Origin of the sequence: Candidatus Methanosphaera massiliense (assembly GCF_028890305.1) — an archaeon.
GTDB lineage: Archaea > Methanobacteriota > Methanobacteria > Methanobacteriales > Methanobacteriaceae > Methanosphaera > Methanosphaera massiliense.
Window position 1 is genome coordinate 42,250 of sequence record NZ_JARBXM010000002.1, and the last position, 16,202, is coordinate 58,451.

Below are 16,202 nucleotides of genomic sequence, written 5' to 3' on the forward strand. Positions count from 1 at the left end.
ATACTCTAAATAATTTTTTTTAATAATTAATATGTATGTTAAAACACTTATTATATTTTATATTATTATATAAAATTTAGTATTATTAATTAAAGACTAAGTAAAAAAGTTTTTAATAAAAAAAGGGGTTGATAAGTAATTTATTGTAGAGAATATTATTCTCTACCTTTTTTAAGAGATTCAACCATGTTAATCTTCTTAATTTTACGTGACAATAGATAATTAACTAGTAATGATACTAATATCACAAGTATAAATGAATATAGTACAGCTGTCCACGAATAGTTAATTGGATAATAGAAATCTTCTCCGGAACTTTCCATCAGGAGTCTTAGAACATAAAATCCTACAGGTACTCCTAGAATAAATCCGACAATCGATAGGAATAAATTCTTTGTTATGAATAACTTCTGAATAGCTCTGGATTTGAATCCAATGACTTTTAATGTTGCAAAATCCCTTAATGATTCTGTGAATGATAACACATTAAGACTATATAATATTATCACTGATAGAACTACCGATAATACTAATAATAATGCAATCATTGAATAAAATACTTCTACCATTTGATCCCAACTACCTTTAAGTTCAGAGATAGTATTTACACTATTTATACCATCCAAGTTTTTATCAACATCACTCCTACTAGTTACAATTGTAGTTGGCGTGAAATTAAGGCCTATACTATCAAGTTTAGCTGGTGTCATGACAATTCCCTGTGTTGATGGATTTGCACATATACCTGTAATTGTTGTATTAACCCATTTATCTTCACCATAAATATGCCATTCTATAGTATCTCCTACTTTAATATCTAATAGTTGTGCTGTTTTTTCGGTTACATAGATACCATTATCATCATAGGATATATTCTTCTTATACTTATCAGTTGGCGTTATAAGATTTGATCTATTATATACACTTAATGGAGCTGATTTTTCAATACCATTATGTTTAATCTCAACATTAGTTGTCATTACTTGTAATCCCTTATATTTATCTACAAGATTACTAATTTCTTCACCCGTAGCATTATCTTCTAAGACAATCTGAGAGTTGTAATGACTAATTCCACCATACTGCCATTCTCCTAAGTCATACATCGCATCATTCATACCAAAGGATGCTACTAATAGCATTGTACAGCCTAACATTCCTAGTATTGTAACAAAGGATCTTACCTTACTTCTATTCATGTCCCTGATATTCCATTTAATATTAAATGAGAGATTTCTCCAAAACTTGGTTTTATCAATGAATCTTGCCTTTGAAATTTTTGGTGATTTAGGTTCTAATGTATCTGCTGGTGATTCTTTTGAGATATTACGCACTGCTAGATAAGTAAATAATATTGATAATATTACTATTATAGCTGGAACTAATATAAAACTTATATTAAATCCTGGTGTCCACACAGGTATTGTATAAAATTCAGACATTGTCGGATAGAATAATGGTGGAACACAAATTATTCCTATTATATACCCAGCTATACTTCCTGTTATTGTCAGTACTACAGGATATGTTAAGTAATGCAGTATTATTGTCTTATTAGAGAATCCTAATGATTTTAGTACGCCTATTATTGTTCTTTGATTAGATACTATTCGTGTCATTGTTGTAAGCAGTGTTAATAGAGCTACTACTACAAAGACTATTGGGAACATTGCCCCCATCATGATATGTTGCTGTATTTCAGATTCTATAACTTTATGGCTATTATGATTTTCTAAGCTTAAGTATGTTGTATATTTATCCATCACATTATCTAACTGTTGATGATATTCTGTGGTATTACTATCTGTTTTTATTAGTAGCGTATTGTAACTTATGTTATCTGCTGATGGAAATGCTTTATATGATAGGTATGCGAATCCCTGTAATTTAGGGTCGGGAATTATCGATTTTTTCGGTGTTTCATACACATATTCTGGTGAATATCCGAGTCCTTTAACTGTTTTGTTTATTGTAGTTCCATTAAAGTCAAAACTAATCTTATCCCCTACTGATAATTGATGAGCATCAGCATATTTTTTATCTAACCATACTCCATCTGTATCATCAATATTTAAATCTGATCCCGTGACTGGATAATACTTGGATAATGTATTATTTTCTACAAAATGCAGGTCTACCTCTGGATTATTTGTCTGATTCTCTATTGTTGATATTACTAGCTGTCTTTCTAACTGTTTTGTAGCTGACATATTCTGTATTTTCTCTGTGGCAATGTTATCAAAGTTATCATTGTATAACCATACATTTGCCATGTTAGTTTGATCATAATACTTGTTTAACTGTTCTTCTACACCGTACCCCTCAGATCCAATACCTACAAAGGTACCTACTGCTAGAAATATCATTAGAAATATGGCAATGAATTGTAATTTATGGTCTGATAAATCTCTTATCATTTTCTTGTATAACATTTTCATCACCAATTAAATTATCTATATTTGCTGGCGTTTTTGTTTCTATTTCTTCTATTTTACCATTTCTTAGGTGTATTATTTTATCTGCGATTAGTGCTATGTCTTCGTTGTGTGTTACTACTACTATTGTTGTCTTATTTTTTTTGCAAAGGTCGTATAATAGTTTGATTATCATGTTTCCTGTGTCTGTATCTAATGCACCTGTTGGTTCATCACATAGTAGCATTTCCGGTTTTTTTACTATTGCTCTTGCTATGGATACTCTTTGCTGTTCTCCTCCTGATAATTCTGATGGAAAATGGTGGTAATGATTCGAGAGGTTTACCTGGTTTAGTGCTTCTTCTGCATTGATTTCTTTATTTATAACGTCTTCTATTAATTCTATATTTTCTAGTGCTGTTAGGTTGGGTATTAGGTTGTAAAATTGAAATATGAATCCGATTTTTTCTGCCCTGTATTCTGTCAGTTGATTGTCGTTGTATTTTGTTATATCATTATTGTCAAATATTATGTTTCCTGTTGTTGTGCTATCTAATCCTCCTAGCAGGTTTAGTAGTGTTGATTTTCCAGATCCTGATGGACCTAGTATTACTATGAATTCTCCTTTGTCTATTGTGAAGTTCAGGTTGTTTACTGCTTTTAATTTTGTTTCCCCATTTAAATATTCTTTTGTTACGTTTTTAAATTCTATAAATGGTTTCATGTGTTTTTTTCACCTCTATTGATTTTGTTATTGATTATTAGTTTATTCATAATAGTATATAAATTTAGGTTAACCTAATAATAAACACTTTTCACCAAAATAAGACAAAAAAGAAAAAATAATCAAGAAATAAATTACAGGATTACTTCAGTTTTTAGTATAACCTGAAATAAAAAAATTAATAAAAAAATATTTAGGTAAACCAAAACCTTTATATAGTATCGAGTACAATATTTAATTGACTAAGAATTTAGGTAAAACTAAAAACTTAGTTGGAGGTAACAAACAAAAAATAAATACCCGAATAAAAGAAATCAACAACCTATATCCTACACAAGAAAGATTAAACTAACATAATAAATTATAAATCACCTATATAATTTATACAGATTTCTTTTAGAAAAAAATAAAATTAAAAAAAAAGATTATATAATAAAATATTTTCAAAAAAAACTTTTCATAAAAAAAATAAAGTATAAATAAACATCCTACAATAAAAAAAAATATTTATTTATACATGAAAAAATCCCCGATATTGAAAAATAAATTATTATATAAAACTCCTTATTAATGTAAAGTAAATCAATGAGATAAAAACCCCCATTGTGCAAAAAAATAATAATAGGAAAACATACTATTTTATTTTTTTTTAAATAAAAACTATAATAATCTTCAAACAAAAAATACATAAAATATAATCTCTTTAATGATAAGAATAAGTTATTAATAATAAAGAAACTAAACCAAAGATTAGACTAAAAATCTACCATATTGTCTAATCATCTATTTCATTATACCTCCGTTTATATATTTTTAAACACCACTCAATCTACTTATTCTAAATAATAGATCCAATTTCTAATTCTAAAAAAAATAAATAAAATAATAGATTAAACTAGCTAAAAACTAACTGAAAAAAAGAAAATAAGTATTAATAAAATAATACCCTCCTATAATAAGAATAATAATGATATTGGTATATTTAACTCCTGTAAAATCATCACAAGACTCAATATAACTAAATCAATGATTGCATGAACAGTATATGATACCCATATATTTTTAGTTCTAATATATGCTAATGTAACAAACATTGATGAAAGACCAACATTCAACACAGAAAATAACAGATTACTATATGCTCCAACATGTATTAATCCAAATAATCCTGAACTGACAATTAATCCAATGACAATACCAAGCATACGATTCTTTGAAAACCTGTAAACTAATGCTAACACTAATATAAAGGGCACTAACCGGATTATTTCCTCACCAACAATTTGAATAACAGTCATAACTAATGTAACATAAGTAACATTATACATTACAGGATTCTGTGTATGACTAACACCATTAGATAATAAAGTAAAGCCTACAATAAATGATGTTAAATAATAACCAATAACACAGAAGATAATAATACCAATATCATCCTCATGGAATTTCTTAAAAAATAAACTTAAATCCCATCTACAAGCATAAGCTAATGTTATGACATTTATTATAGAAAATAAAGTAGAACCAAGAACCCGTATTGGTACTATAGCCAGTACAAGAAATGATACAATAATTCCCAGTATTAATATAATAACATCTCTTGCTCTTAATTTAGGATTGTTATTATAAAATGGAAAATCCCGTCCATACTTATCTAACTTAAAATTCATGAAAAATATCAACTCATTTTAAAATATATTAATAAAAGAATTTCTATTTGGATTTTTTTATAATATAGTATTTATAAATAGTAATACTTATTATTAAAGTTTAAAAAAATAGTGGAATATTATTATCCTAAAAAAAGGAAGTGGATAATAATTATTTTGGTAACTACTCCATACTTGGTAAGTATTTCTGATCACTATCATATGAACTACCAATTAGTTTACCGTTGTAATCATACTGTCTGAAGTTACCGTCAGAATATTCAACCTGTTTGTAATGACTACCATCACCAGCTTGATAATTTTCTTCATCATGTGTACTAACTACTGATGGTCCATTATTTGAGTTAGAACTTGAGGAATCACTAGAACTTGATGATGGTGTATCATTACTAGTGGTATTATTAGTAATGTTAGTAGTATTGTTTGTAATATTAACTGTTGTATTATTAGTAGTGTTGTTTTCTGGTTGATATAATGAAAAAGCAGATACTGCTCCAATAATTACAATAATAACAATCACTAAGAGTAATAAGACTGGTTTATCACGCATCAATATACCTCCTAATTTATTTAATTAAATACTATTAATATAAAAACTAAATAGTTTGTATTTAATATTTTTAAAAATTAATGAAAAATAAGTAAAAAAATGTAGCGCCGTCGACAGGACTTGAACCTGTGACCAATCGGTTAACAGCCGAACGCTCTACCTACTGAGCCACGACGGCATATAAATATAATCTATTATAGTTTAGTACAAATAATAATTATGAAAATTATCATATATAAATATTTCCATTAAAGGAAATTATGAAAAAAATAAATACAAATTAAATTTTTATTTATAATTCAATTTGCTTTGAAAATGCTATTGTTTTTAATCTTGGATTACCTTGAAGAATTATTTTAACCTTTAATACTCCATCATAAATCTCAACATTATGCCTACATGAATATTCATTTTGAACATGTTTAGTATCAATAACCTGTGAGTTTATAAGTAAAATACAATCACAATCAACAGGCATATGATGAATATCTTCGAAATGAGCATCTACCTTTAAATAGTTGTCTTCAACAGAGCATCTAGTAAATTTACCTATAACTTGTATTGGCATAATAGACTGCTCATCAACAATAGGACATAATGGGTTATCTAGGAATCTTTCTGTTCTTAGTTCTATTATATCATTAGGTTTAAACCATTCTACTAAATCTTTATTAAAGTACCAGTGATCCCAGTAAGAAAATACCTCTCTGTAATATGTTAAACATGCTGGAATAATTCTATGACCAGAGGAGTCATTTAAAAGCAATAATTTCTTATTGGTATAACTATTTTCATTCTTACAATAGACAGAAGCACGATTAGAAAACCATTTAAACTCATCAGGAATAGATTCAGAAGCATTGACAATATTATCCGTAATTTTAACCTTTTCAGTAGGAACCTTAAGATATTTCTCTTTTAATTCACCTTCACCATAAGACCAGTTACGAGTTGACAATAAATCACCCTTATAATCATCAACTGACACTATATCTAACTTACTCATAAGTAATCTTAAATATTCCTCATATGAACGATTTTCATGTAAATCAGATAAAATATATGCAGCTACATTAACACCAGATTTTCGATTAATATGAGTATCATTAATATCATAATCATCAGAGTCAATGACAACAGATAAATCAGATACAACATCTCCTAAATTATCCACATGTCTTACAGGCTTATCTGTATCGAATGGTAATTGATCTTGTAGAGTTACACTTTTATCTGGAATAGCATATAAACCATAAGCCATGTCTCTTCTTTTAAAGAATTTTTTCTTAGATTGTATACTTTTTCTAAATAAGTCATAATCTACACGTCCCTCATATGTAGAATCATAGTGTTGTCTAATTTCATTATTATTATCATTAACTAAAAATAATGTATCTTTACCAACAAGTGTATGTTTCAAATCCTTGAATAGTTCAATGAAATCTAAGGGTTCATCATCAATATCCTTTTCTTCATTCCTATGAAATAAATTTTTTAATTTACTTAAAATACTCATATTATCAATTTCTCTATATTTTATCTCTAATATAGTAATGTATGATAATAAAAATAAATATATTTTTTTAAAATTTAAATAAATTAAAAACTAAATTAATATTTTAATGAAAATTAAATAAAAAAAGAAGAAGTTTAGAATTATGCATATTAAACTAAACTCGCCGAAATCAAATTATTATATTCATAACTTATAAATGAATTAGAAAAGTAATTTAACACTTTAATATGTGATTTCTCATCTATTGATTTCTGAATACCATTACCTGTATCCATCTTTATACTAGAAGAATCATTAGCACTATACATAGTATTAGCATTACCCTCTTCTACATGTTCCATATAAACTGAAAAACTCATGATAGCTGCAGGTATAAATATGATTATAGCTAATATTATGAAATTTCTTGTAACTTTTCTATGCTGCTCTGGTGTTAAACCCTTAACTGTAGGTAATTTTAGTAATCTGACCATTATTGTTGCTGAACCACCAATACAAAATGCATTAATAAAGAATAAATAAAATGCCATTAATGATACGTGCCATTGGGCAGTTGCAAGACCATAACCTACAGTACATAATGGTGGCATAATAGCAGTAGCAATGGCTACACCTGGTATAACAACAGTACCACTATCTTCCCTCGTTAATGCAAGTATTCCTGCAAGTCCACCACACACGGCAATCAACACATCAGTTAGTGTAGGTTCTGTACGTGCTAATAATTGTTCTGTTGGAATGGTTGTAGTTATCAATGAAAATCTAAAATATAACGTGGAAATTATTATTGCAACTACAACTTGAAAAGCTACCTTAACAAGTGCATTTCTAGTCATTTTATAATTATTAGTTCCTGCACCATAACCAGCTGCGGTTATACCACCCATAAGTGGTGATATTAACATTGCTCCTATAATCACAGCAACTGAATTAGAATTTAGCCCTGCTGAGGCAATAAATATTGATAGTATCAATAATACAGCATTTGTACCTTTTACTCTTGTACCACCGATAACTCTTTCATAGATTACATCTGGTTGAGCAGTGTCCATGCTTAAATCAAAAACTTCCCTAAATATCGATTTTAATTTCTCAAACATGATATCACTAGTTTCAATAATGATTAAATTTCTAGATTTTTTAATATTTATAGTTTTTATAGAAAAGTAGGATATTTTTAGAAATAATACGAAAAAAAGAAGAAGAGGAAGTTATTAATTGTTTTTTAGATAAATTTAACTGCCGTACCATAACAATGTACTTCTGAAGAATTTTCAACTATTGAACTAGTGTTAAATCTAACCATTACTATTGCATCAGCGTTTAATTTCTTTGCTTGTTCTATCATTCGTTCTTCTGCTGTGTTTCTTGATTCCATCATCATTTCTGTGTAAGCGTGTAGTTCTCCACCCGTGATGTTTTTTATTCCCTGTGTGAAATCTCTGAAGATATTTTTTGATTGGATGTTGTTTCCATTTACTAATCCTAGAATTTCATATTCTTTTCCAGGTATGTTTTCAGTTGTTGTGATTATCATATAAGTAATCTCCTTTTTTTTATTAAATCTATTTATTACTCTTTTATATCTTGATAAAGTTACTAATAAGTTTTTTTTATTTAATGTGAAGAGCATAAATAGCTTTATATTTATTTATTCTATGAAGCTATATAAATCTTCTGGTTTATCTATAACACCCATTATATGATTTTTATTCATGTTTTTCTCATTTCCTTGTCCCCATTTAACTATTACGCAATCTACTCCTGCATTTTGTGATGTTTCTACATCTACATTTGTATCTCCCACATATAAAGCTTCTTCTTTTTTTATGTTGGATTTTTTAAGGATATTCAGTAGATTGGTTGGATCTGGTTTAGGTAGAATATTAGGGTTATTTCCTCTTATATAATTAAATGTTATGTCATTTAAGAATTTTGATGTATAATATTTTATTGATTCTGTTTTTCTGTTAGAGTTTATTGCTAAATTTATGTTATTTTCTTGTAATGTTTGTAATAGTTGATGTATTCCATCATAAAGTGTTGTTAATTCATTAGGATTGTTTAGGTATATTTTTTGGTAGGTTGTTTTTACTTTTTCGATGTTTTCTGGTGTATTATTTTCTTTTAATACATTTGATATTACTTGTGTTATATCTCCTCCAACTGCATTTTCATATTCGTTGTATGTTAGTTGGGGGAAATTATGTTTTTTTAATGCTATGTCAAGACAATTTGCTACATCAGGCATTGTGTTGAATAATGTTCCATCAAAATCAAATATAATTAATTTTTTCATATTTTCCACTTTAATTATTTTATGATAAATGATTATATGTTGTTTTTTTCTAATAGATTATATATTATACTATTAAGTTTATAGTTTATAATAATAGAAGATTATCTTAGGTGATTTTTATGTTAAGTGAAGGTTACAAGGAAACTGAGAATACTAGAATTGAGAAGGATAAGGAGAATGAAAATGAAATAAGCATGCTGTATGATTTTGGTGTTATTATTTTTGAGCATGTTATTCTTGAATCTGATAAGTATTATTATAGTATTTGCTGGTTTAATCCTAAGAAGGTTTATGATGTTTTAGTTGAAGATAAAGAAAGATGTGTCGTTGATAGTTTTGATACTTTTAAGGAATTGCCACCTAAGTTATCTAAGCTTTATTCTATGATAAAAGGTGAGTCTGTTTGTTTAGATGATGAAGTTATTAAGTGTAATAGTCATTGTGTTGAGTATAGTTTATAATCATTTATCTTCTTTTTATTATTTTATAATGTATTTTTTATTTATTCTTAAATTTAATGGATTTACTTGAATTTTTTATTGTAATGTTTATATAGTATGTAGTTTATATTATTATATACCCCTAGGGGTAGTGGTATAATAAGGAGTTGACAAAAAATGACTAGAACAGTAAATGATTTAAAAGAAGGAGAAACTGGAGTAATAAAAAAACCAAAAATAACAGGATCTCTTGGTAAACATCTACGTGAAATGGGATTTGTTAAAGGAACACCCATAACATTTCAAAGAAAAGCACCACTAGGATACCCAATAGAAGTAAGAATTCAAGGATTTTCACTAGCTTTACGTGAAGAAGAAGCAGAATCAATAGAAATAGAAGATAACTCTATTTAATCATTTTAACCCTTAATCACCAAAAACAATATTTCCAAACATAATTATTTTTTTTAAATTCTATTTTTAATCAATTACAATTTAGAAAAAACCATCTTATTCTAAGAATAATCTCTATTTGTTTTATTATTATTAATCTGATAAGGACATGTTCATTAAAAATAATATATTCATTTTCATATATATCAAAAAATTTATATATAATCACTATAATAAAAATACATTAAGTAATTAAAATACGAATAATGCTCAACATGTTATCAAACAAAAGATTAATGAGGCAAAAACATGCAAAAGGAAATAAATAAAGAAAGTATAGTAACTATAAAAATTGCAACCCCAGATGATGCAGAAGAACTACAAAAAATATACAAAAAATACGTTAAAAACACTGCGATAACATTTGAAGTAGCTGTACCATCAGTAAAAGAATTCCGAGATCGTATAACCAACACCCTCAAAACATACCCCTACCTAAAAGCAGTATACAATGATAAAATTATAGGATACTGTTATGCAAGTAAATTTATAACACGAGCAGCATGTAACTGGTCAGTAGAAACATCAATATACGTAGATGAAGATTACAAACAATTAGGAGTAGGGTCCAAGTTATACGATTCTTTAGAAAAAATACTAAAAGAACAAAACATTACTAATCTTAATGCATGTATAAGCTACCCTAAAATTGAAGATGAATACCTAACAAAAAACAGCGAAAATTTCCATGAACACATGGGATTCAAAAGAGTAGGAGAATTTCACAACTGTGCATATAAATTCAACAACTGGTACAATATGATATACATGGAAAAAATAATAGGAGACCATGAAAACAATAAAGAACCCATAAAAACATTTGATGAAGTACGAGAAATAGTAAAAGAAAAATACAACATATGTTGACAGCAATTAACATAAAAAAAGAAAACCAGATACAATAATATACAACTAAAAATATAATCATTTAAGGAATAACGAAAAAATGAACACAAAAAATCTAACACTAAACGATTTAGGAATAAAAGACGAATTAATATTCATAAAAGGTTACCATAAATATCTACTAGAATACTGTATAGAAAACAACATTCCCTACGATGGCAAAATAGCACTAAAAATCATGGAATTAAACGAAGATATAGACAGAATAACAGCTAACCCTGATGATATAATAAAACCCGAAGACATGAAACTATTAATAAGAATTGCTGAAGGAAGAGTATTTCTAGAAACAACAAAACTATCCGAAATATACAACACAAAAAACACACATGACATATTAAGAGTACCAAGATACAAAATGTACCACGTCCTAGAACATCATGGATACTAAATAAAATAAATACTTATTTATATTTTTTTTAACTTAAGTTTAATATAATAAATGTCTATTTAGAAAAGACAGATAACAATAAGTAATATAACACTGTAAATTAATCAAAAAAAACGAGGTATATTTTTGGAATATAAAAAAGAACTTAAGAAAATATTTTGGAACCCTATAGCTTTTTTTATAAGCTTCTTCATGAGCTTATTAATGCCACTCATTTTTGCCACGCCAATGGGCATGCCCATAGAAATGTGCTTATTATACTGGCCTATTCGATGGCTAGTAGCATATCTTATAGTAACACTATTTGTAAACAAGATAGCATTCAGATTAGCACAAAAAATATTTGGATTTAAACCAGGAGTCCAGTAAAAACTCCTTTACATATTTTTCATATATTATTCCACTCCCGATAAAATTCTTCAAGAAAATCTCTCATAAACTGATCTCTTTTTATTGCAATATTATAACCCGTCTCTGTATTCATCATATCTTTTAATAGTAACAGTTTCTCATAGAAATGATTGATAGTAGTCGTTTTATTCTTAACATACTCGTCACTATTCATGTTAAGATTAGGCTTACTATTTGGATTATAAATCATATTGCCTCTGCTACCACCATAAGCAAATGCTCTGGCAATACCTATTGCCCCTAATGCATCTAATCTATCAGCATCCTGTACAACCTGACCCTCAAGTGAAGAAGGAATTTCCGTGTCATTTGCCTTGAAAGAAACTGTTTTTATAATATCTGTTACTTGTAGTTGTACCTGTTTATCAATATTATACTTATTCATAAGTTTACATGCATTTTCAACTGAATCCATATTTCTTCCTGTTATCTTATAATCATCAACATCATGAAGTAATGACGCAAGTTCCACTATTTCTGTATTTGCTCCTTCTATTTTAGCTATGTATTTTGCTATTCTCATGACACGCAGTGTGTGAAAAAAATCATGTCCTCCATAATCATTCTCAAATATCTCTTCAACATCATCCATTAATTCCCTAGAAAATACCATTTAAATCTACCACTTTTTTAAATAAATATTAATGAAGATTATAAATTAATTATTTTACCATCCTTATATAGAGGAACTATGTCAAGTTTACTGATTTCATGACAAACTACTATGTCATCTTTAAAACCATGTTTTGTTAATCGTTCTGCTGCAAGAGAGGTATCTATTAATTCTCTAGCTCTATCATGATTACTTGATAATAACTTTGAAATCAATGCAGATTCTTCAACATCTAAGTCAATAGATCTTTCATTAGCAATATTTACTATTTCTTCAACTATTAACCCAGCACCTATACAATCTTCTGTACTGAAAAGTCCATGCCATCCAGCCATGATTAATTCTATTTCATCGGTAGCTAATGATAATGCTTTATCTGCAACAGCACGTGCATTAATTGCAGATCCTATTAATATCTTAATATTCTTATTTCTGTTATATATGTTTTCTAATACACGTGTTCCATTAGTAGTTTTTAATACTAGTGTGTCAGCAGTATAATCTTTAATTTTATGTGGAGAATTTGATAAATCAAATCCTTCGATTGGTTTTAAATCCTTTTCTCCAGCTAGTATTGTATTATTATCCTGTAAATCTAATGCTTTATCCGTACTGTTAACAGGAATTACTTTATTGAAATTATTTAATGCCACTGTTATTGTTGTACTTGCTCTTAATAAATCAATGACAATTGTTAAATCATCAGTAGTAGAATTAAACTGAGATACTCTTATTTTCATAGTTTTCACTCATTAATTTTTTTTAATTACTTATTATTTCTAATTTTATTAATATATTAAATAAGTGATGTACAATAAATATACTCAAAAAATTTTTATATACTATCAAAAATAAATATAATTACAACAAATGTACAAAAATTGTACATATTTAGAAATATTAATAATAAGTATTGCTACAAAAAAAATGTGGATTATATTACTATATTAAAACAAAATATAAAAATATAGACAATACTCCACATGGAGGATAAGATATATGAAAGATGATAAAATCATATATATAACAAATGAAGAGGTAAACAAACCCAATCCAAACACGTCACAGGAAATACCTCAAGAAGAACAAAAAAACATAAAACAACCAGAAAAGAAAAAATCGTTATATAAATACCTGACAACAATACTATTAGCTATATTAATTTATGTTCTATGTGCATGGTCTTCACAGGTACCCATGGCAGAAATAATAGACGTAGAACTACCTACAATAGTATTTGCATCACTAATAATTACATGTCTAGTAGAAAACAACTATGAAAAAATAGCATACATTGGATATCTTATAGTAATATGTGTAATTTATCTAATACAGCCAAGTTATGCATTTCTCATATTATCAGCACTAATAGCACAAGCATGTACATCAATAACATACAAGATATTCTACAATGTTTATGATTACAATATTAATAACACAGAAGTAGTAAATAAAAAACAAAGTAGAATAATCCAATATTATCATAGAATGAAATATCACATAGCCCTATCTATAGTCATCTTTATTGCATTTACATTACTATCATACTATTACCCATCAGTATTCCAGCAATTAGTAATGCCAGCTCTTCAAGGAATGAATGAAGGAGTAAACAATGGAACAGTACAACTATCAACAGTACCATTATTTACCAATAACTTCACAGTAGCAATAAACATGTTCTTAGGCGGAGCATATTTCAGTATAGTAACACTATACCTACTAATATACAATGCATTAGTAATTGGATTTACAGGATCAACACTACCAATAGTATACTACCTTACATTCACATTACCACATGGAATAGTAGAACTCACAGCTATAATACTATCAGGAGCTGCAGGATTTAGATTAACACAGGCAATAATAACAATACTTAGTGGAATTCCAAATGATGACGCACCATTTACTGATTATGTGATTGTTGGTGGACGAATGATAGTTGATAGCTTAATATTACTAGTAATTTTCACAATACTATTAATAATCGCAGCATTCATAGAAGCTAACTTAACAATACCTCTTGGAACAACAATATTAGGACTTATATAAAAAAAATAATATCTCCTCTCTTCTTTTTCTTTTAATGACTGTTTAAGATACACTCTTTTTTTTATTATATAATCAGCATTATTTAAAAAAAATAATAAATGAACATTTCTAAATATTAATGTAAGGAATAAAATTTGGAGTTTTAATATTATGGAACTTATTGATATTGGTCTTAATTTAATGCATAAATCTTATAAAAATGATAGAAAAAAAGTTATGGATGATGCCACCGAAAATGGTGTGACAAAAGCTATTATTACCGGAAGCAGTGTACCTTCAAGTATTAGTGCTGCTAATTATGCTACCAACTATCCTGGAGTATTATATTCTACCTGTGGTGTTCATCCTCATGACGCAAAGACTTGTGATGAAAATACTATACCTACTCTTAGAAAACTTGCCTCAAAAGATTGTGTAGTTGCTATCGGTGAATGTGGATTAGATTATAACCGTAATTATTCTCCACAGAATGTTCAGAGAAAATGGTTTGAAGAACAGATTAAACTAGCTGAAGAACTTGACATGCCCCTATTTTTACATGACAGAGAATCTTATGATGATTTTGCTAAAATCCTTAGAAAACATAAAAATGTTACAGACCGCTCTGTAGTTCATTGTTTTACAGGAACTAAATATGAAGCTGAGGATTATCTTGACCTTGGATGTTATATTGGTGTTACCGGATGGATATGTGATGAAAGACGTAACCAAGATTTATTAAAGGCTATTAAAATAATTCCACCAGAAAAATTAATGATTGAAACAGATGCACCATTTTTAATGCCACGTGATTTTGAGAAGAAGCCTAAGAAAAATAGAAATGAACCAAAATATCTTCCACATATATTAAAAAGAATTGCAAAGGAAATGAACATACCATATGAAAAATTAGGAGAAATAGTAACTAATAATACTAAAGAATTCTTTAGAATTTAATCCTTCTCTAACATCCTTCTTTTATATTTTATTACACTTTCTATTAAAATAATTATTATATAAAATACCATACTATTGATGATAATAAACAAAAGACACTTATTAATTCAGGATATCCATTTAACCCTATACTGATACCTAGGATAAATAATACTAAAACTATCATGACTTCTTTTTTATTATAACTGATTTCATTTAATTTCCCACTAATATTTACTAAACATCTGGTTAATATCAGAAATGTTATGTATACTAGAATAAAATTAATACTATATATTAACTGTGAGATTAATGAGTGAAAATTCTCTGAGAGTAATGATGTTATGTAAGGTAATATAATTAACAGTACTAATAATACAGCTGTAATTATAATAACTGAATTATTGATAGTTCTTACCTGTTGAAATATAGTATGATGATTCATCCATAGGGTTATACATATTATAAAACTTATAATATATGGTAAATATAAGAATTTTAGTTTCCATATAGCTGCTAATGATGGCTGTTCTAGTTGAGGTAATTGTATTACTAGTACTGTCATTATGATAACAATAACAGCATCGGATATTACTTCTATTCCATCAGAATTTATTTCTTTTTTTGTAATCATAATCCTTTTCACCATTATTATATATTTTAGTTTATTTTTATATTAATTTTTAAATATAAAAACATTTATATATTAATATATATTGATACATAATCATGTGCAGATAATGATAAAGAAAAAACAATTAAAAATAGTAATAAAAATAATAATACTAATTTAATTTTAGAAAAAACTTTAGAATCTGCAAAAAAATAAAGACTAAAAAAAAATT

General features: G+C 27.4%; 18 protein-coding genes and 1 tRNA gene. 7 read left to right on the forward strand and 12 right to left on the reverse strand.

Features of this window, described 5'->3' with window-relative positions; all coding sequences use genetic code 11:
• Positions 1–155: 155 nt before the first annotated feature.
• The 9 genes from OTK55_RS08275 to OTK55_RS08315 all read right to left on the reverse strand — a co-directional run bounded on the left by OTK55_RS08275 (position 156) and on the right by OTK55_RS08315 (position 9,173).
• Positions 156–2,432, reverse strand: coding sequence for an ABC transporter permease (locus OTK55_RS08275; protein ID WP_274871857.1), 2,277 nt, complete (start codon positions 2,430–2,432; stop codon positions 156–158).
• Positions 2,392–3,138, reverse strand: a complete 747-nt coding sequence (locus OTK55_RS08280) for an ABC transporter ATP-binding protein (RefSeq protein ID WP_274871859.1) — start codon at positions 3,136–3,138, stop codon at positions 2,392–2,394. The genes OTK55_RS08275 and OTK55_RS08280 overlap by 41 nt, the downstream gene beginning before the upstream one ends.
• A gap of 950 nt (positions 3,139–4,088) precedes the next feature.
• Positions 4,089–4,808 carry a CPBP family intramembrane glutamic endopeptidase gene (locus OTK55_RS08285; protein WP_274871860.1) on the reverse strand — a complete coding sequence of 240 codons (720 nt, stop codon included), beginning with the start codon at positions 4,806–4,808 and terminating at the stop codon, positions 4,089–4,091.
• A 163-nt stretch (positions 4,809–4,971) separates the two neighbouring features.
• Positions 4,972–5,358 carry a flagellar protein, FliL gene (locus tag OTK55_RS08290; RefSeq protein WP_274871862.1) on the reverse strand — a complete coding sequence of 129 codons (387 nt, stop codon included), beginning with the start codon at positions 5,356–5,358 and terminating at the stop codon, positions 4,972–4,974.
• A 105-nt stretch (positions 5,359–5,463) separates the two neighbouring features.
• Positions 5,464–5,536: transfer RNA gene (locus tag OTK55_RS08295), tRNA-Asn, on the reverse strand.
• Between the two features lie 114 nt (positions 5,537–5,650).
• Positions 5,651–6,874 carry a hypothetical protein gene (locus OTK55_RS08300; RefSeq protein ID WP_274871863.1) on the reverse strand — a complete coding sequence of 408 codons (1,224 nt, stop codon included), beginning with the start codon at positions 6,872–6,874 and terminating at the stop codon, positions 5,651–5,653.
• A gap of 149 nt (positions 6,875–7,023) precedes the next feature.
• Positions 7,024–7,926 (reverse strand): DUF389 domain-containing protein, encoded by a 903-nt coding sequence (locus tag OTK55_RS08305; RefSeq protein WP_274871864.1) that lies wholly within the window; start codon positions 7,924–7,926, stop codon positions 7,024–7,026.
• A gap of 173 nt (positions 7,927–8,099) precedes the next feature.
• Positions 8,100–8,411: a heavy metal-binding domain-containing protein gene (locus tag OTK55_RS08310; protein WP_274871865.1), complete on the reverse strand. Its 312-nt coding sequence runs from the start codon at positions 8,409–8,411 to the stop codon at positions 8,100–8,102.
• Between the two features lie 114 nt (positions 8,412–8,525).
• The gene (locus OTK55_RS08315; RefSeq protein WP_274871866.1) at positions 8,526–9,173 is read right to left on the reverse strand and encodes an HAD family hydrolase; all 648 of its coding nucleotides are present in this window, start codon (positions 9,171–9,173) and stop codon (positions 8,526–8,528) included.
• A gap of 119 nt (positions 9,174–9,292) precedes the next feature.
• Here OTK55_RS08315 and OTK55_RS08320 point away from each other — a divergent pair, with 119 nt between their 5' ends.
• From OTK55_RS08320 to OTK55_RS08340, 5 genes are all read left to right on the forward strand, one after another.
• The gene (locus OTK55_RS08320; protein ID WP_274871867.1) at positions 9,293–9,634 is read left to right on the forward strand and encodes a hypothetical protein; all 342 of its coding nucleotides are present in this window, start codon (positions 9,293–9,295) and stop codon (positions 9,632–9,634) included.
• Positions 9,635–9,790: 156 nt separating this feature from the next.
• Positions 9,791–10,027 (forward strand): FeoA family protein, encoded by a 237-nt coding sequence (locus tag OTK55_RS08325; protein WP_274871868.1) that lies wholly within the window; start codon positions 9,791–9,793, stop codon positions 10,025–10,027.
• Positions 10,028–10,315: 288 nt separating this feature from the next.
• Positions 10,316–10,933, forward strand: coding sequence for a GNAT family N-acetyltransferase (locus OTK55_RS08330; RefSeq protein WP_274871869.1), 618 nt, complete (start codon positions 10,316–10,318; stop codon positions 10,931–10,933).
• A gap of 79 nt (positions 10,934–11,012) precedes the next feature.
• A complete protein-coding gene (locus tag OTK55_RS08335) occupies positions 11,013–11,363 on the forward strand; it encodes a hypothetical protein (RefSeq protein WP_274871870.1) in 351 nt (116 codons plus the stop codon).
• Positions 11,364–11,567: 204 nt separating this feature from the next.
• Complete coding sequence (locus tag OTK55_RS08340; RefSeq protein ID WP_274871871.1) at positions 11,568–11,732, forward strand: hypothetical protein; 165 nt, start codon at positions 11,568–11,570, stop codon at positions 11,730–11,732.
• Positions 11,733–11,751: 19 nt separating this feature from the next.
• On the opposite strand, the gene OTK55_RS08345 is transcribed toward OTK55_RS08340, so the two are convergent.
• Together OTK55_RS08345 and comB are read right to left on the reverse strand one after the other, a co-directional pair.
• A complete protein-coding gene (locus OTK55_RS08345) occupies positions 11,752–12,387 on the reverse strand; it encodes an HD domain-containing protein (RefSeq protein WP_274871872.1) in 636 nt (211 codons plus the stop codon).
• A 38-nt stretch (positions 12,388–12,425) separates the two neighbouring features.
• Entirely contained in the window at positions 12,426–13,127 is a 702-nt protein-coding gene (comB, locus tag OTK55_RS08350; protein ID WP_274871874.1) for a 2-phosphosulfolactate phosphatase, read from the reverse strand.
• A 259-nt stretch (positions 13,128–13,386) separates the two neighbouring features.
• Here comB and OTK55_RS08355 point away from each other — a divergent pair, with 259 nt between their 5' ends.
• Both OTK55_RS08355 and OTK55_RS08360 read left to right on the forward strand, forming a co-directional pair.
• On the forward strand, positions 13,387–14,442 hold the full coding sequence (locus OTK55_RS08355; protein ID WP_274871875.1) for a stage II sporulation protein M: 1,056 nt from the start codon (positions 13,387–13,389) through the stop codon (positions 14,440–14,442).
• Positions 14,443–14,589: 147 nt separating this feature from the next.
• The gene (locus OTK55_RS08360; RefSeq protein ID WP_326520474.1) at positions 14,590–15,378 is read left to right on the forward strand and encodes a TatD family hydrolase; all 789 of its coding nucleotides are present in this window, start codon (positions 14,590–14,592) and stop codon (positions 15,376–15,378) included.
• Positions 15,379–15,433: 55 nt separating this feature from the next.
• Here OTK55_RS08360 and OTK55_RS08365 read toward each other — a convergent pair whose 3' ends face one another.
• On the reverse strand, positions 15,434–15,991 hold the full coding sequence (locus OTK55_RS08365) for a TMEM175 family protein (protein ID WP_274871877.1): 558 nt from the start codon (positions 15,989–15,991) through the stop codon (positions 15,434–15,436).
• Positions 15,992–16,202 lie beyond the last annotated feature (211 nt).